Source organism: Streptomyces sp. ISL-36 (assembly GCF_018614205.1).
Lineage (GTDB): Bacteria > Actinomycetota > Actinomycetes > Streptomycetales > Streptomycetaceae > Streptomyces.
Genome location: NZ_JAGGOS010000176.1, coordinates 1 through 16,173, shown reverse-complemented (window position 1 = coordinate 16,173; position 16,173 = coordinate 1). Strand labels below are relative to the sequence as shown.

Here is a 16,173-nt window from a genome sequence, read left to right as displayed (position 1 = left end):
GCCGTTCTGGGCGTCCTCGACCAGCTTGGCCATCCGGGCGAGCTGGGTGTCGGCGCCGACGCGGGTGGCCTCGACGACCAGGCGGCCGCCGGCGTTGAGGGTGGCGCCGGTGACGTTGTCGCCGACGGAGACCTCGACGGGGACGGACTCCCCGGTGAGCATCGAGGCGTCGACGGCGGAGGAGCCCTCGACGACGGTGCCGTCGGTGGCGATCTTCTCGCCCGGGCGGACCAGGAAGCGGTCCCCGACCTGGAGTTCGGCGGTGGGCACGGTGACCTCGCGCCCGCCGCGCAGGACGGTGACCTCCTTGGCGCCCAGCTGCATCAGCGCCTTGAGCGCGGCGCCGGCCTTGCGCTTGGAGCGGGCCTCGAAGTACCGGCCGGCCAGGATGAAGGCGGTGACACCGGCCGCGGCCTCCAGGTAGATGTTCCCGGCGCCGTCGGTGCGGGCGATCGTGAACTCGAAGGGGTGCGTCATGCCCGGCGTACCGGCGGTGCCGAAGAACAGCGCCCACAGCGACCACAGGAACGCGGCGATGGTGCCGACCGAGATCAGGGTGTCCATGGTGGCCGCGCCGTGCCTGGCGTTGGTCCAGGCGGCACGGTGGAAGGGCCAGGCGGCGTAGACGACGACCGGCGCGGCCAGCGTGAGGCTCAGCCACTGCCAGTACTCGATCTGCAGCGCCGGGATCATCGCCATCGCGATGACGGGGACGGCGAGCGCGACGGCCGTGACCAGCCGCTGCTTCAGCGGCCGCAGCTCCTCGTCGGCCTTCTCCTCGTCCGTGGGCCCGTCCTCGCCGCCGCTGTGCGCGGTGCGCTCGGGCTGGGGCTCGGCGGCGGTGTAGCCGGTGGCCTCCACCGTCGCGATCAGGTCGGCGACCGAGATGTCGGCGTCCGCGTCGAACGTGACCTTCGCCTTCTCCGTGGCGTAATTGACGGTGGCCTCGACCCCGTCCATACGGTTCAGCTTCTTCTCGATACGGGCCGCGCACGAGGCGCAGGTCATGCCGCCGATGGCGAGCTCGACCTGGGCGGCGCCGGGGGTCGTCGTAGTCATGAGACACCTCTCTGTTCTGAGGCTCGGTTCTCCTCCGGGGCGCTTCGTGCGTGCGTCGACGGGCGATCGTGCTCGGCGGCTCGTTCCTCGCCGCCTGAGCGCGTTCTTCCTCTCGACGCCCGCGCGCCCCTTCGGCTCACTCGCCTTGTTCGTGGCGGCCGGCCCTGATCACTGGAAGTCGGGGGCCGGGGCCCGGGTGTGTGGTGGTCGGGCCCCGGCGGCCGGGGTGGCGCTCGCGCGCGCCGGTCAGGCGCGGCCGGTGAGCTCGTAGCCGGCGTCGTCGACCGCGGCGGCGATCGCGGCGTCGTCGGGCTCTCCGCCGGTGGTGACGGTCACCAGGCCGCCGGCGACATCGACGTCCACGGAGATGACGCCCTCCAGCGCGCTGACGGAGGTGGTGATGGCGGTCTTGCAGTGGCCGCAGGTCATGCCGGTCACGGCGTAGACGGTGGCGGTGCTGTCGGCGACGGCGGTGGCGGTCGTGGCCTCGCCGGCGTTGGTCGAGCAGCTGCCGTCAGGAGTACAGCAGGAAGACATGGGTTCCTCCTCGGTCGGTGGAGCGGGCGGGTTCCGGATACCCTCGGGGGGTATCGGCCTGAGTCCATGTATACCCCCCTGTGGTATTTCGACGCAAGCAGTTCCTCGGCTTGACTTGATACCCCCCAGGGGTATGGTGAAGTGCATCGAACGGTTACTCACGTACGGGAGAGCTGCCATGAACACCGGAGTGAAGATCACTGCCTTCGCCGCCGCCCTGGCCGCGACCTTCGGGACCGCGTACGGGGTCGGCGCAGGCGTCGGTCCCGTGGGCGAGCCGAAGAAGGCGGAGCACGGCGACCACGCGTCGCCCTCGAAGCCCGGAGCCGGCGCGGGGCGCGGGGGTCACGAGGAGGCGGCGCAGGCGCCCTCCGCCGGCGGGCTGCAGGTCTCGGAGGGCGGTTACACGCTGGCCATGGAAACACCGAAGCCGGGCGTCGGCCGGAGCGTGCTGAAGTTCTCGATCAAGGACGCGGCCGGCCGGAAGGTCACCGCGTACACGACCGAGCACGGCAAGGAACTCCACTTCATCGTGGCCTCGCGCGATCTGACGGTCTACCGTCACCTGCACCCCGTGCGGGCGGCGGACGGGACCTGGTCGACGCCGGTCGACCTCCCCGCGGCCGGTGGCTACAAGGCCTTCGCCGACTTCAAGCCGGCGGCCGCCGGTGCGAAGGGCGTGACGCTGGGCGTGGACCTCTCCGTACCCGGTGCGTACGCGCCCCGGCCGCTGCCGGCCGCCGCGCCGACCGCGACCGTCGACGGCTACCAGGTCACCCTCGGCGGGACGCTCGACCCGGGCAGGGCGGGCGAGCTGAAGCTCACGGTCGCCAAGGGCGGCAAGCCGGTCACGGACCTGGAGCCCTACCTCGGGGCGTACGGTCACCTCGTCGCCCTGCGCGACGGCGACCTCGCCTATCTGCACGTCCACCCCAATGAGGGCGGCCCCGGCCCGGACGTCTCCTTCACGGCGACGGCGCCGAGCGCGGGGACGTACCGGCTCTTCCTCGACTTCCAGCACGGCGGCAAGGTGCGGACGGCGGCGTTCACGGTCCACGCGGGGCCGCGTCACGCGACGGCTCCCGCGCCGGCCGGGCCCGCGTCGACCGCTCCCGCGTCGGCCGGAAGCGACGCGCACGATGCGGGCGGCCACACACACGGCTAGTCTGTTATTGGACTAGACCTGTAGCCGTCTTCGTGGAGGAATGGGCTCGATGAGCAAGCGTGCAGTCCTTGAGGTGATCGCCCTCGACGAGGCGGACGCCGTCGCGGCCCAGGCCGGTGGAGCGGACCGCCTCGAACTGGTCACCGACATGGCGGCGGACGGTCTGACCCCGTCCCTCACCGCCTTCGCGGCGATCCGCGCCGCCGTGGACATCCCGCTGCGTGTGATGCTCAGACTGACCGACGGCTTCGCGGCGGGCGACGTGAACGCGCTCGTCGCCCGGGCCACCGAGCTCCGGGAGGCGGGCGCCGACGAGTTCGTCCTCGGCTTCCTGACGGCGCACGGGGACCCCGACCTGGTGGCGGTGGAGAGGCTGATCGCCGTCCTCGACGGCTGCCGCTGGACCTTCCACCGGGCCATCGACCGCGCGGCCGACCGCGACGCCCTGCGCAAGCAGCTCGCCGACCTGCCCGGCCTGGACACCTACCTCACCGCGGGCGCGGCCACTGGCGTCGACGACGGCCTGCCGGTCCTGAAGGCCGAGGCCGCACGGACCGGCGAGCCGGGGTACGAGCCCCAGATCCTGGTCGGCGGCGGCCTGCGCCTGGACCACCTCCCCGCACTGCGCGCGGCCGGCCTCACCGCCTTCCACATCGGCGGCGCGGCCCGCCCCCAGGGCTGGACGGCCCCGGTCTCCCCGGACGCGGTCCGCACCTGGCGCGCGGCACTGGACGCGTAGCGCCCTGCGGGCGCCCGCCTCTGACGAGGGACAGGACCGCCGCCGTCCCTAGGGCGGTCCTGTTCAGGGCTACGACATCGCCTCGTCCGAAAGCCCAGCCCATACGAGCTTTCCGGGTCCTTCCCGATCGGACACGCCCCATTTCTCCGACAGCAGGTCGACCAGGGGAAGTCCCCAACCGCCGTGCGCGTCGTCCCCGGGGATCGCCATGAGCGGACGCACTTCCGAGGCGTCGTGCACCTCCACGCGAAGCCCTCCTGGGATCGGGATGTAGCGGGTCTCGATCACCCGGCTTGGGGCGGTCCGACCGTGCCTGACGGCGTTGGTCAGCAGCTCGGAGAGTACGAGGGATGCAGCGTCCTCGATCCGGCTCAGCCCCCAGGTCGCCAGGGCCGTACGCAACTCGGCCCGTGCCCGGCCGACGTTCCTGGCCCGGCGGCTCCACCGCAGGACAACCGCCGACGGCTGATCCATCAGGCCACCTCCACGCCGTGGATCCGTCGAGGCCCCACGTCGATGCCATGCCCCGCCAGCCAAAGCGCGCGGCGCCGCTGCCTTTGTGCCCGCTGCGTCTCTTGCTGTTCGTACGCGGCGATGTACGGACGTACGACAGGGCTGCCCTCGCCGTGCAGCACGGAGCCCCACGGGAGCAGCTCGCCGACGGGCGTCCCGGGCATCGGTCGCGGGGGAGCAGTCACGGGGACGCTGCACATGGAGACGCCGCAGGAAACCCGCTCCTATACGCTCGCCTTCGACTCGCTGAGGTCAGCGGCGTTGTGCCCTGCCGACAGTCTCGAACTGATCCGGCGAGTCAGGCGCGAGCTGTAACCGAAAGGAAGTCGAGGGTGCGAACCGTGATGGCCTCCCAGTGTGGCGACACCGTATGGCGCAAGAGCAGCTACAGCGGTGGCGGGTCGGGCGGTGGTGACTGCGTCGAGGTTGCCGGTCTCACCCGTGGGGCCGCCGTACGGGACAGCAAGCGCGCGGGGGGCCCGGTTCTGCGATTCGGTGCCGGATCGTGGCAGGCCTTTCTCGAGGACGTGCAGGCGTCGCGTCGCGCGTGAGAAGACGCGCGCGACGTCGAACCGTGCAAGCTCGTGCAAGTTCTGTGCGTCGGAGGGTGAATGCGGTGCAAGCTCGGCCTCAAGCATCGTCAGCCCCCGAGCGAGGAGGACCGCATGGCCCTGCACAGGCTTGGCAAGGACCCTGAGAGCAAGGACGGTGGATCTCCCACGATCTACCTTGACGACGAAACCGACACCTACGTGGTCCAGGGCTACAAGATCAACGACGACGAGCGTCGGTCCCAGATGGACATTCCCGATCACGAGGATGTCGTCGAGCTCCCGAGGCGCATGGTCCAGTTCTTCCTGGAGGTGAAGGGTGACAAAAGTCCCGTCGTTTGAGGAACTGCTCGGCTCGGCCCGTCATTCGGCAGTGCATCTGGAGATGCGCGACGCGTACATGGAGTCGGACCCGAGCTACGTCGCGTGGAAGGCCGGTGCCCGAGACGCCGCGGAGGACAACGACCCCGAGCTCAGGCCGTGGCTCAAATGGGTCCGTGACGCAACGGAGAGGGGCGTTTCGATCCGTCGTGCCCGGGTCTTCTCGGTGCCGGAGTCGGACTACATCAAGTTCGAGCACCACGTCTCCGCCGCGAACGTCGAGGCGGGAGAGGAGATTCGGTGGCTGCCCCGCCGACAGGCGACGGACATAGCGCTTCCGGGAAACGATTTCTGGGTGTTCGACGGTGAGCTTGTACTCGTCCTCCACTTCGACGGCAACGGTGAGTGCGCGCCGGGCGAATGGATCGAGGTCGTGGCCGATCCCGCGATTCGCGACCTTTGTGTGAGCGCGTTCGAAGCGGTGTGGAGTCGCGCGATTCCACACGCGGAGTACCGGCCGGCCTGATCGAGCAGGTCGCCGAACAGACCATGCCAGTGCCCTCCTCACCGTTCTCCGCCGTCCAGGCGGAACGCGCAGCGCTCGGGCGGCGGCTCCGAGAGATCCGCAGGCCGACAGGCATGACGGCACGGGCTTTCGCGGCCCGTGCCGGATGGAGTGAGTCGAAGGCTTCCCGGATCGAGAATGCCCGCACATCGCCCTCGGACGACGACATCCGCCAGTACTGCGAGCTGTGCGGCGTGCCCGAGTTGTACGCGGACCTCGTCTCCAGGGCGCACAACATCGACGAGATGTATGTCGAGTGGCGCAGGATGCAGCGAGAGGGGCTGCGGCGAGGGCAGCAGGCCCACGTCCCTCTGTACGAGCGGACCCGTCACTTCCGTGTCTACGAGCCGGGGGTCATCCCCGGGATCCTGCAGACGGCTGACTACGCCAGGGCGATCATGCGCCGCATTGTGGCCTTCCGGCAGATCCCCGATGACACGGAAGCCGCAGTCGCCGTGCGCGTCGAACGGCAGCATGTGCTCCGCGACGCGAACCGGCGTTTCGGCATCCTGCTGGAGGAATCCGCTCTGAGGTCCAGGTTCGGCAGCTCCGAGATCATGGCCGCGCAGCTCGGCCACCTCCTCACCGTCGCCTCTCTTCCGCAGGTGAGTCTGGGCGTGATCTCGATGTCCGCCGATCGCGTCATGTGGCCCCTCGAAGGCTTCTGGATCTTTGACGATCAACAGGTCGTCATCGAGCTGGCCACCGCGCAGGTGACCGTGAAGCAGCCGAGCGAGATCGGAACGTACGCCAGGATGTTCGCCGAACTCGCCGCCATCGCCTCACACGGGCCGAAGGCGCGTGCGCTGATTACGGATGCGATCAACGCGCTCGGGTGAATGCCTGCAAGCGCCTGCAAGTTCGTTGAGTGCCCACAGCGGGCCGGACGATGCTTCCTCGAAACGCCACCAAGCCCTTCCCGCTACGGAGTGCGCTTCGCTCCCGTGGCCCCGGCTCGGCGGATGCACAGGCTCCACGGCGCGGGGACCGCGTCCCCGTACTTTCGGTGTCACACGAGGAGGCCACTCCCATGGACGATCTCTACAACCGGCCCATCGACGGCGCGGAGTTCACGAAATTCTGCGGCGGCAATGTGGGCGGCGAGCACGAGACGTGCATCGAGTTCGCGCAGATTCCGGGCACGACCGACGGCTTCGTCCTGCGGGACACCAAGCCCGCCGGCGCGGGTCTCCACCTGCGCGCCACCGTGAGCGAGCTGGACAACTTTGCCCTCGGATGGGCCAAGAGCCGGCGTCTCACCTAGAACCCCCGGCCAGTTCCGACAGGAGCCGCCCCCTGTTGCTGAGGGGGCGGCCCGTCTCGATCCCAAGAAGGGCCCCCATGGCCGGGAAGCCGCACTTCCACGGTTACGGACCGTGGATCGGCAGCCGTGACGCGTACGGAGCAGAAGGCCGACGGCGGCCGGGCCTCGAACCCGGCGACATGCAGACCAGAGAGTTTCTCGCCTCCTCGCTCCCTCCGATGCAGGTCCGCCACTGGCTGATGCGGAAGGACCAGACCGCGCGCGAGCGCACGTGGACCAGCGCCGCCGAAGCCGTCGCATGGCTGCGGAGGGTGTACGAGGAGAACCCTCCCTTCATCCGCGACGACTCCGGGCGGGCGTATCTCTCACTCGAAGACAAGGCCACGGCTGCCCTGGAAGCCCTCAGCCGAGGATCGGATGCCGTGTGGGTCTACTACACGAAGGCTTCGAGCCTCGCGTCCTTCTCCGTCGTGTGCTGCCCGCATCGCCCGTTCAGCACGATCGACCCGATCATCACGTGCCCCCTTCCACCGACCTGAAATGAAAGGACGTCATGTCACTCGGCCTCCTGCTCCCGGAGGAGGGCGTCGCCGATCTCATGGCCTCATGGCCGGACGAGCCCCGCGTGTACACGCGGGGCCGTACGGACCTCGACCGCCTGATCAGCGCTGCCGCTCTCACCTCGTACGTCGAGACGGGATGCGTACCGGCGAACGAGATCGCCGTCGTGCGTGCTCCCCATCCCTCCCTGAATCAGAACGCCTACACGACTCACGGGCGTACTGACCCCGTGAAGCTGCGCAAGCTCAGTGACGAGGGCACACGGTTCGTCTCGGGAACCTTCAGCGGGTCGTCCCCTTCCTCGCCGAGGTGTCCAGGGGCATCCAGCGGGAGACGGGGTACTCGAACTACATCCACGCCTTTCTGGGCGGGTATGGCGAGACGATTACATCCCGGCCTGGGAGGCAGCTGGACCCGATGTCGAGGTCGATCTGCGGGCAGGCGAATCGCTGCTGCTGCCGAGGGGGTGGGTGCACAATCCCTACGTCGTCGATATCGGCGAACCGAGCGTCCACCTGACCTTTGTGATGCGGGAGCGGACGCCGGTCTGGCTGGCGGAGAAGCTGATCGCGGGCGTGATCGACGATGCCGCGTTTCGCCGCGTGGTCCTGCCCGGCAGTATCAAGGGAGCCGGCCTCGCCGACGAGCTGCGAGGTACTCGGGACGCGCTCGTGAAGTACCTCGAAGCTCTGGACATGGACCTGCTGGCGGTGCCCGTCCGAGAGGCCGCCGTGACCGAGGCGGAGTACACGACCTGACCGTTCGGCCACCACCTCCGCCCCGCGCCCCCTTCGCAAGAGGGCGCGGGCAGCCGCCGGGCGCGGCGTAGGTGTCAGCGGCCGCCCGCCACCCGCAGCACCGTGCCCGTCGTGTAGGAGGCGTCCGGGGACAGCAGCCACGCCACGGCCGCCGCGATCTCGGCGGGTTGGCCCGGGCGGCCCAGGGGAGTGGTGAGGGCGACCTTGGCCGGGCGGTCCGGGTCGCCCATCGCCGCGTGCATGTCGGTCTCGATGGTGCCCGGCGCGACGGCGTTGACGCGGATGCCCTGCGGGCCCAGCTCCTTGGACAGGCCCACCGTCAGCGCGTCCGTCGCCGCCTTGGTCGCCGCGTAGTGGACGTACTCGCCGGGGCTGCCGAGGGTCGCCGCGGCGGAGGAGATGTTCACGATCGCGCCTCCGCCCCGCGCGGCCATGTCGCGGGCCGCCCGGCGGCAGCACAGCAGGTAGCCGAGCAGGTTGACCTCCACCACCCGGCGCAGGTTCTCCGTCGTCGTGTCCGTCAGCCGCCCCAACGGCCCTGTCACACCTGCGTTGTTGACCAGCCCGGTCACCGGGCCCAGTTCGGCCTCCGCCGTGTCGAAGAGCCGTTCCACGTCCGCCTCGACGGCCGTGTCGCCCCGTACGACGACACACCGCGCGCCGGCCTTCCGCACGGCCGCGGCCGTCTCCTCTGCGGCGGCGGAGTCCCTGACGTACCCGAGGACGAGGTCGTGCCCCTCGTCGGCGAGCCGTAGGCAGGTCGCCGCGCCGATCCCGCGGCTGCCGCCCGTGACGACGGTCACCGGCCGCTTCGCCGTGTGGGTCATGGTGTTCACCCTTCTCGTGGTCGCGCCGCCCCCACCGTAATTCGTTGGCCGCCCGCACCGTCGGCTGGCTAGCCTCCGCGCCATGGCAGCCCCCAAGATGCACCCCGACGAGGTCGACATCGACGAGGACCTCGTTCGCCGGCTCGTCGGCGAACAGTTCCCCCAGTGGGCGCGGCTCCCGGTCCGTGCGGTCCCCTCCGCCGGAACCGACAACGCCATGTACCGCCTCGGCGACGCCATGGCCGTCCGGCTGCCCCGGCTCCCGTCCGCGGCCCGCCAGGTCGACAAGGAGCAGCGCTGGCTGCCGCACCTCGCCCCGCATCTCCCGCTGCCCGTCCCCGTGCCCCTCGGCAAGGGCGCCCCCGCCCAGGACTACGCACTGCCCTGGTCGGTGTACGGCTGGCTGGACGGGGAGAACGCCTTCGACACCCCGATCACCGACCTCGCCCACGCCGCCGTCGAGTTGGGCCGCTTCGGAGCGGCGCTCCGCCGGGTCGACGCGACCGGCGGCCCTCGCTCCTTCCGCGGCGGCCATGTCACCGAGTGGAGCGGCGACCACATCACCGGCGCCATCCGCGACCTGGGCGCCGACGGCACCCTGGACGCCGCCGCCGTGACCGCCGCCTGGGAGTCCGTCCTGCGCCTCCCGCAGTGGGACCGCGACCCCGTCTGGGTCCACGGCGACCTGCTCCCCGGCAACCTGCTGGCCCGCGACGGCCGGCTCAGCGCCGTCATCGACTTCGGCGGGGCCGGTACGGGGGACCCGGCCTGCGACATGATGGCCGCCTGGACCCTCTTCACCGCCGAGACCAGACCGCTGTTCCGGGAGGCCGCCGAGGTCGACGACGCGACCTGGGCGCGGGGACGTGGCTGGGCGCTCTGCTGGGGCGTGGTCACGGAGCACTACTACCGCGTCACCAACCCCGTCCTGGCCACCGTCGCCCGCCGCGCGTTCTCCGAGGCTCTCGCCGAGTACGAGACGGGGGAATGAACCCGCGGGCTGCACGGGGCTGGTCGCCCGCACCTCCAGCGCGCCCGCTAGCCCAACTGCTCGGGCAGCGGCGAGGAATGAAGAACCGTCAGACCTGACACCGCACGGGTCAGGGCGACATAGAGCCGCCGCAGGCCCGTGCGTTCGTCCGGTTCGCCGTCGACGACGGCCGCCGGGTCGTCCAGGACCACGTAGTCGTACTCCAGGCCCTTCGCGAGCGAGGCCGGGACCAGCGTCAGGCGCGACTCGGCGGTCGTCTCCTCGCCGGGGGAGAGGTACGCGAGGCCGGCCGCGGTCAGCGCCTGTGCCAGCGGCGCGATCCGCGCGTCGGCGGCGATCAGCCCGATCGACCCCTCCTGGCCGAGGGACTCGACGCAGGCCGCGACGACGGCCGCGTCCAGCTCCTCCGGCGTGAACCGTCGGATCTCCAGCGAGCCCGGGTTCTCCCGGACCGACTCGACGGCCGCCAGGCCCGGCGACATGTGCGGCAGCAGCCGGGAGGCGTACGCGATGACCTCGCGCGGCACACGGAAGCCCGCGGTCAGCTCCTCCACCACCGCCTCCGGCTTCCCGAGGTGCCCGAGCGCCTGCTCCCAGCTCTCGGTCGCCCACGGGGTGGTGCCCTGCGCCAGGTCGCCCAGGATCGTCGCCGAGCCGGTCGTGCAGCGTCGGCCGACCGCGCGGTACTGCATCGGGGAGAGGTCCTGGGCCTCGTCGAGGACCACATGACCCAGTGAGTGCGTGCGCTCCACCAGGTCCCTCGCCTCGTCGATCAGGACCGCGTCCGCCGCCGACCACTTCGCCGACCTCACCGACCGGGCGGGCTTCACCCACAGCAGCAGCTTCTGCTCGTCCTCGCTCAGCACGCCGGCCGCGTGCTCCGCCAGGAACTCGGCGTCGCTCAGCAGCCGCAGCACCAGCTTCGCCGGATCCACCGGCGGCCAGACCGCCTTGACGACGGCCTTGACCGCCGGGTTGCGGGCCACCGCGTCCTGCACCCGGTCGTCCGGAGCCTCCCCGGCCTGCTCCATCCGCACCAGGACCGTGTGCGCGATCCGCTGCGGGAGGGCGTCACGGGCGGCACCGTAACGGATGTCCCGCTCCAGCAGCTCGCCCACGATCGCCTCCAGTTCGTATGCAGGCACCCGCCAGCGGCGCGAACCGCGGACCACCATCAGCGGCTCCGTCGGCAGCGTGACGTGCGAGCGGACCGCCCGGCGCAACACCTCCGCCATCCGGGCGTCACCCTTGACGACGGCCGTCGCCGCCTCGTCCGTCCCCCGCACCTCGACATGCGCGACGAGATCATCGACCGTCGCCTGCCGCACCTCCAACTCGCCCAGCGCGGGCAGCACCTGCTCGATGTAGTGGAGGAAGGAGCGGTTCGGGCCGATGACCAGCGTGCCGGTGCGGGCGAGCCGCTCCCGGTGCGCGTAGAGCAGGTACGCGACCCGGTGCAGGCCCACGGCCGTCTTTCCGGTGCCCGGGCCACCCTGGACGCAGACGGTCCCGGCGAGACCCGACCGTACGATCTCGTCCTGCTCGGGCTGGATGGTCGCGACGATGTCCCGCATCGGACCCACGCGCGGGCGCTCGATCTCCGCCTGGAGCAGCTTGCTCGTCCGCTCCAGCTCACCCGGGTCGGAGAGGTGTTCGTCCTCGTACGCGGTGAGGTCGCCGCCCGTGTAACCGAAGCGGCGCCGCAGCCCCACGTCCTGCGGGTCCTTCTTCGACGCCCGGTAGAACGGCTGGGAGACCGGCGCACGCCAGTCGATCACCATCGGGTCGCCGTCGGCGTCATGGACGTGCCGACGGCCGATGTAGAAGCGCTGCCCCTCCTGCGTGGAGTGCAGGTAGTCGAGCCGGCCGAAGAAGAGCGGGGTGTGGGAGAGGTCGGCGAGAGCCTTGATCCGCTCCTCGATCTGCGCGCCCAGGACGACGGCGTTGACCCAGTTCGCGGTGACGTCCTTGATGTCGAGCGCCTCGACGTCCTCGCGCATCGCGCGCAGCGCGGCGCGGGAGTCGGCGAGATGGGCGCGCTCGCGGGCGAGCGGGTCGTCCGAAGCGGACATGGCGGTGCCTCCGGGTACGCGGACATGCGGGCATGACTGGGCGGCCGCCGGTTTCCGACCGGGCGGCGGCTCTCCACTCGGGGAGGGAGGCGGGGAAGTCGGAGAGTGTAGCTTCCGCGTGCGGGGCGGGCGAACGGTTTTCTGCCGCGTACGACCCGTAGGGGTCGGGGTCCGACGTGAGGGGGACCCGGGTTCCGCCCCCAGAGCGATGTGTTCGGAATGTCCGAAATCCATGATGGAGGCATGACCACAGCGAGCTTCACCCCGGCCCGTACGCTCCCCCGCCCCGGGGCGCGTTCCACCGCAGGCTCCGCCGCCCGCCCCGTGACCACCGCCCTGCGCGCGATACGTGCCTTCGGCGGCGCCGCCGTCGGCGTCGTCCTCCTCGGGCGGTACGCGCAGGAGGCGGGGGTCAAGGACCCCCGCCCCGCCCACGTCGGAGAACCGGACTGAGCGGCCTCGGCCCGCTGCCGGCCTCAGGCTCCCGCTGGCCTCAGGCTCCGGTCGGCCTCAAGCCACCCGCCGGTCTCAGCCCGCCGCCGGCCTCAGGCTCCCTCCGGTCTCAGTCGCTCGCCAGCAGCTCGTCCGCGTCCACGATCCGGTACGCGTACCCCTGCTCCGCGAGGAACCGCTGCCGGTGCGCCGCGAAGTCCTGGTCGATCGTGTCCCGGGCGACCACCGAGTAGAAGTGCGCCTGGTGCCCGTCGGCCTTCGGCCGCAGCACACGGCCCAGGCGCTGCGCCTCCTCCTGGCGCGAGCCGAAGGTGCCCGACACCTGGATGGCGACCGTCGCCTCCGGCAGGTCGATGGAGAAGTTCGCGACCTTGGAGACCACCAGCACGCTGATCTCGCCGTTGCGGAACGCGTCGAAGAGCTTCTCGCGCTGCGCGTTCGACGTCTCACCCTTGATGACCGGCGCGTCCAGATGCTCGCCGAGCTCGTCCAGCTGGTCGATGTACTGGCCGATGACGAGGATCTGCTGCCCGGCGAACCTCTTCACCAGCGCCTCCGTCACCTTCCGCTTCGTCGCGGTCGTCGCGCAGAAGCGGTACTTCTCCTCCGTCTCCGCCGTCGCGTACGCGAGCCGCTCGGAGTCGGTCAGATTGACCCGGACCTCCACACAGTCCGCGGGCGCGATGTAGCCCTGCGCCTCGATCTCCTTCCACGGCGCGTCGAACCGCTTCGGGCCGATCAGCGAGAACACGTCCGACTCGCGCCCGTCCTCGCGGACCAGCGTCGCCGTCAGACCCAGCCGCCGCCGCGCCTGCAGATCGGCCGTGAACTTGAAGACGGGGGCCGGCAGCAGATGCACCTCGTCGTAGACGATCAGGCCCCAGTCCCGGGAGTCGAAGAGCTCCAGGTGCGGATAGATGCCCTTCCGCTTCGTCGTGAGGACCTGGTACGTGGCGATGGTGACGGGCCGGATCTCCTTGCGCGTACCGCTGTACTCGCCGATCTCGTCCTCGGTCAGCGAGGTCCGCTTCACCAGCTCGTGCTTCCACTGCCGGGCCGAGACGGTGTTGGTGACCAGGATCAGCGTCGTCGCCTTCGCCTGCGCCATCGCACCGGCGCCGACCAGCGTCTTTCCGGCACCGCAGGGCAGCACGACGACCCCTGAGCCGCCGTGCCAGAAGCCCTCGACGGCCTGCTTCTGGTACGGGCGCAGGGCCCAGCCGTCCTCGGCGAGATCGATGGGGTGCGCCTCGCCGTCCACGTACCCGGCGAGGTCCTCGGCGGGCCAGCCCAGCTTCAGCAGCGTCTGCTTGATCTGCCCGCGCTCGGAGGGGTGCACGGCGACCGTGTCCGGGTCGATCCGCGCGCCGACCAGCGGCTGCACCTTCCGGGACCGGAGGATCTCCTCCAGTACGGGCCGGTCGGTGGTGGTCAGGACGAGGCCGTGGGTGGGGTGCTTGGAGAGGGTGAGCCTGCCGTAGCGGGCCATGGTCTCCGCGATGTCCACGAGCAGCGCGTGCGGCACGGGGTAGCGGGAGAACTCGACCAGCGCGTCGACGACCTGCTCGGCGTCGTGCCCGGCCGCACGGGCGTTCCACAGGCCGAGCGGCGTCACACGGTAGGTGTGGATGTGCTCGGGCGCCCGCTCCAGCTCGGCGAAGGGCGCGATGGCCCGGCGGCAGGCCTCGGCCTGTTCGTGGTCGACCTCGAGGAGGAGGGTTTTGTCGCTCTGGACGATGAGGGGCCCATTCACGCGTGATCAAGTCCTTCCGGGCCGTTCCGTCACGGCCAAATCTCCAGTGTGCCTGACGCCCGGCGGTTGTCGGTGGGGCCTGCCACCCTGGTGGCGACCGGTTTCCGAGAAGGAGGTGGCGTGATGAGCGTTGCACACGATCCCCACTACGGGCCCTGGACGAAGGAGGAGGTCCTGGCTCTGGGGGAGGACCGTGGTCAGCGTCGTGAATTGATGGGGGAAGCGCTCTTGCTGTCTCCGGCTCCGGGAACCAAGCACCAGCGGGCGTCGTCCCGGCTCGCGTCCTTGCTCGACGCCGCCATCCAGGCTGAGGGAGCGCCCGCCGAGGTCCTTGAGGCGGTCAACCTCGTTCTTCCCGACGGGCTCTTCATTCCGGACATCGTCGTGGTGGAGGCCGCCGCCGCGGCCGAGGACCCGGTCACCTTCGACGCGGAGGCCGTCCTGCTCGTCGTCGAGATCGTGTCCCCGTCCTCCTCCGGCCGCCGCACCGACCGGCTGCTCAAGCCGCCGTACTACGCGGAGGCCGGCATCGAGCACCTCTGGCGGCTTGAGCTGGAGCCCGTGCCGGCGCTGATCGTCATGGAACTGGTGGACGGCCGCTACGTCGAGCGGACCGTGGCCGAGGCCGGGCACACCACGCTGATCGAGAAGCCGTTCCCGGTCGAGGTCGACCCGGGAGCCCTGGTGACCCAGGGCCGCCGCTGAGGGCCGCCTACACCTGGTCGTCGGCCAGTTCCGCCACGCCCGTGATCCGGTGCAGCGGATACGTGCGGACCTCGTCCGCCGTGTGGTCGTAGCCCGTCACGAAACCGCCCTCCACCCGCACCGGGGCGATCACCCGCTGACTGGCCGCGCCGTCCGCGTTGACGTAGCCGATCCAGACGGCCGAGCCGGTCATCGCCGCGGCCTGCACGGTCGCCAGGGTCTCGGCCGGGGAGGTGCGGGGCAGCCCGCCGTCGGTGGGCGGGGCGGTCTCGGGGCGCTCCTTGCGTACGGCCGTCGAGGCGAGGTCGCCGGCCCGGATCGCGCGGACCGCCGCGGCCAGCAGCGTCGTGTCCGGCGCGGGCGGGCCGTCGGGCACGGGGACGGGCGCGGTCCTGGCAGGGGTGCGGACGGCGTCGGCGCGGGTGATGAGGACGTCGCCCTCGGCGGACTCGGCGGCCGGGGCGTACCCCATCGCCCGTAGTCCGTCGAGGAGCGCCGCCGGATCCGTCTGGGCGGCGAGGACCGTGGGTGCCAGGCGGCGCAGCCGCAGGGAAGCGGACCGCTTGTCGGCCAGGATCTCGCCGAGGACCGCGTCGTCGTCGCAGCGGACATAGGCGGAGGCGGCGCCGATCCGCAGATGGCCGTGTCTGCGCGCCACGTCGTCGATGAGGTACGCGAGGGGCTGGGGGACCGGCGTACGGGAGTGGGCGGTCAGGAAGTCGTGCAGGTCGGAGGCGCTGCTTCCGGCGTCGAGCGCGCGGCGCACCGAGCCGGGCGTGAACCGGAAGACGGTGGCGCCACCCTTCGATTCCACGTCCGCGAGCACCCCGAGCATGTCGGCGAGCGGGCGCTGGAGCGGGCCGGGCGCGACGGCCGTCAGGTCGGCCTGGAGGAGAACGTGGTCGACGGCCTCGGGCAGGAGCGGGGCGAGCAGGGTGGCCGCCCGGGAGGCGGCGATGGTCAGCTCGACCCCGCCGGGGGTGGCCGGGTCGGGTGCGGCCTCGGCCAGCGGCAGGTTGAGGAGCGCGCGGGCGGGGGAGGAGAGGGCGCCGCGGCCGGTGATGCCGAGCATCTCGGACTCGGTGAGGGTCCAGACGGCGATCCGGGAGCGAAGGTCCGTGGGGGTGTGGGCCGCGCCGGCCGAGCCGAAGGAGGAGGCGGGGCCGCCGTGACCGACACCCGGCGCGACGCCGTAGCCGGCGCCTGAGGCCGTACCGGTGACGCCGTGACCGCCACCCGGGACGCCGCCGTAGCCGGTGGCGCCGGTGCCTGAGGCCGTACCGGCGCCGGCCTCCGCGCCGGTCCGGGCAGGGGCCGTCGAGCCGCCACGGGCTCCGGC

Annotated in this window: 19 protein-coding genes and 1 pseudogene; 13 read left to right on the top strand and 7 right to left on the bottom strand. The window is 71.3% G+C overall.

What is annotated here, in order from left to right; translation table 11 throughout:
• Together J7E93_RS34180 and J7E93_RS34175 are read right to left on the bottom strand one after the other, a co-directional pair.
• On the bottom strand, positions 1 to 1,059 hold a 1,059-nt coding region (locus J7E93_RS34180; protein ID WP_215073926.1), incomplete at its 3' end, for a cation-translocating P-type ATPase.
• Positions 1,060 to 1,305: 246 nt separating this feature from the next.
• Entirely contained in the window at positions 1,306 to 1,596 is a 291-nt protein-coding gene (locus tag J7E93_RS34175) for a cation transporter (protein ID WP_215073925.1), read from the bottom strand.
• A gap of 178 nt (positions 1,597 to 1,774) precedes the next feature.
• On the opposite strand from J7E93_RS34175, the gene J7E93_RS34170 reads away from it, so the two are divergent.
• Complete coding sequence (locus J7E93_RS34170) at positions 1,775 to 2,761, top strand: hypothetical protein (protein WP_251067497.1); 987 nt, start codon at positions 1,775 to 1,777, stop codon at positions 2,759 to 2,761.
• Between the two features lie 49 nt (positions 2,762 to 2,810).
• Entirely contained in the window at positions 2,811 to 3,500 is a 690-nt protein-coding gene (locus J7E93_RS34165) for a copper homeostasis protein CutC (RefSeq protein ID WP_215073924.1), read from the top strand.
• A gap of 69 nt (positions 3,501 to 3,569) precedes the next feature.
• Here the strand turns inward: J7E93_RS34165 and J7E93_RS34160 are convergent, their stop codons facing one another.
• Complete coding sequence (locus J7E93_RS34160; RefSeq protein ID WP_215073923.1) at positions 3,570 to 3,974, bottom strand: ATP-binding protein; 405 nt, start codon at positions 3,972 to 3,974, stop codon at positions 3,570 to 3,572.
• Positions 3,975 to 4,021: 47 nt separating this feature from the next.
• On the opposite strand from J7E93_RS34160, the gene J7E93_RS38220 reads away from it, so the two are divergent.
• The 8 genes and pseudogenes from J7E93_RS38220 (at position 4,022) to J7E93_RS37620 (ending at position 8,033) form a co-directional block, all read left to right on the top strand.
• Entirely contained in the window at positions 4,022 to 4,564 is a 543-nt protein-coding gene (locus J7E93_RS38220) for a DUF397 domain-containing protein (protein WP_308368884.1), read from the top strand.
• A gap of 114 nt (positions 4,565 to 4,678) precedes the next feature.
• Positions 4,679 to 4,906: a hypothetical protein gene (locus J7E93_RS34150; RefSeq protein ID WP_215073922.1), complete on the top strand. Its 228-nt coding sequence runs from the start codon at positions 4,679 to 4,681 to the stop codon at positions 4,904 to 4,906.
• Complete coding sequence (locus tag J7E93_RS34145; protein ID WP_215073921.1) at positions 4,884 to 5,411, top strand: DUF6879 family protein; 528 nt, start codon at positions 4,884 to 4,886, stop codon at positions 5,409 to 5,411. The genes J7E93_RS34150 and J7E93_RS34145 overlap by 23 nt, the downstream gene beginning before the upstream one ends.
• Positions 5,306 to 5,641, top strand: a pseudogene (locus tag J7E93_RS38215) (helix-turn-helix domain-containing protein); the annotation flags it as partial. The gene J7E93_RS34145 and the pseudogene J7E93_RS38215, both read left to right, overlap by 106 nt.
• A gap of 54 nt (positions 5,642 to 5,695) precedes the next feature.
• Positions 5,696 to 6,289, top strand: coding sequence for a DUF5753 domain-containing protein (locus tag J7E93_RS34140; RefSeq protein WP_308368885.1), 594 nt, complete (start codon positions 5,696 to 5,698; stop codon positions 6,287 to 6,289).
• Between the two features lie 191 nt (positions 6,290 to 6,480).
• Entirely contained in the window at positions 6,481 to 6,714 is a 234-nt protein-coding gene (locus J7E93_RS34135; RefSeq protein ID WP_215073920.1) for a DUF397 domain-containing protein, read from the top strand.
• Positions 6,715 to 6,791: 77 nt separating this feature from the next.
• The gene (locus tag J7E93_RS34130; protein WP_215073919.1) at positions 6,792 to 7,253 is read left to right on the top strand and encodes a hypothetical protein; all 462 of its coding nucleotides are present in this window, start codon (positions 6,792 to 6,794) and stop codon (positions 7,251 to 7,253) included.
• 492 nt (positions 7,254 to 7,745) lie between these two features.
• The gene (locus J7E93_RS37620; protein ID WP_251067496.1) at positions 7,746 to 8,033 is read left to right on the top strand and encodes a hypothetical protein; all 288 of its coding nucleotides are present in this window, start codon (positions 7,746 to 7,748) and stop codon (positions 8,031 to 8,033) included.
• 74 nt (positions 8,034 to 8,107) lie between these two features.
• Here the strand turns inward: J7E93_RS37620 and J7E93_RS34120 are convergent, their stop codons facing one another.
• Positions 8,108 to 8,860 (bottom strand): SDR family NAD(P)-dependent oxidoreductase, encoded by a 753-nt coding sequence (locus J7E93_RS34120; protein WP_215073918.1) that lies wholly within the window; start codon positions 8,858 to 8,860, stop codon positions 8,108 to 8,110.
• A gap of 82 nt (positions 8,861 to 8,942) precedes the next feature.
• Here J7E93_RS34120 and J7E93_RS34115 point away from each other — a divergent pair, with 82 nt between their 5' ends.
• Complete coding sequence (locus J7E93_RS34115; RefSeq protein WP_215073917.1) at positions 8,943 to 9,851, top strand: aminoglycoside phosphotransferase family protein; 909 nt, start codon at positions 8,943 to 8,945, stop codon at positions 9,849 to 9,851.
• A 47-nt stretch (positions 9,852 to 9,898) separates the two neighbouring features.
• Here J7E93_RS34115 and J7E93_RS34110 read toward each other — a convergent pair whose 3' ends face one another.
• Positions 9,899 to 11,923 carry a UvrD-helicase domain-containing protein gene (locus J7E93_RS34110; protein ID WP_215073916.1) on the bottom strand — a complete coding sequence of 675 codons (2,025 nt, stop codon included), beginning with the start codon at positions 11,921 to 11,923 and terminating at the stop codon, positions 9,899 to 9,901.
• A gap of 243 nt (positions 11,924 to 12,166) precedes the next feature.
• Between J7E93_RS34110 and J7E93_RS34105 the strand changes: the two genes are divergently transcribed.
• The gene (locus tag J7E93_RS34105; protein WP_215073915.1) at positions 12,167 to 12,376 is read left to right on the top strand and encodes a hypothetical protein; all 210 of its coding nucleotides are present in this window, start codon (positions 12,167 to 12,169) and stop codon (positions 12,374 to 12,376) included.
• A 109-nt stretch (positions 12,377 to 12,485) separates the two neighbouring features.
• On the opposite strand, the gene J7E93_RS34100 is transcribed toward J7E93_RS34105, so the two are convergent.
• Positions 12,486 to 14,129, bottom strand: a complete 1,644-nt coding sequence (locus tag J7E93_RS34100) for a DNA repair helicase XPB (RefSeq protein WP_215073914.1) — start codon at positions 14,127 to 14,129, stop codon at positions 12,486 to 12,488.
• A gap of 123 nt (positions 14,130 to 14,252) precedes the next feature.
• On the opposite strand from J7E93_RS34100, the gene J7E93_RS34095 reads away from it, so the two are divergent.
• Complete coding sequence (locus tag J7E93_RS34095; RefSeq protein WP_215073913.1) at positions 14,253 to 14,834, top strand: Uma2 family endonuclease; 582 nt, start codon at positions 14,253 to 14,255, stop codon at positions 14,832 to 14,834.
• A 7-nt stretch (positions 14,835 to 14,841) separates the two neighbouring features.
• On the opposite strand, the gene J7E93_RS34090 is transcribed toward J7E93_RS34095, so the two are convergent.
• Positions 14,842 to 16,173: helicase C-terminal domain-containing protein (locus J7E93_RS34090; RefSeq protein WP_251067495.1), on the bottom strand; the 1,332-nt coding region annotated here is incomplete at its 5' end.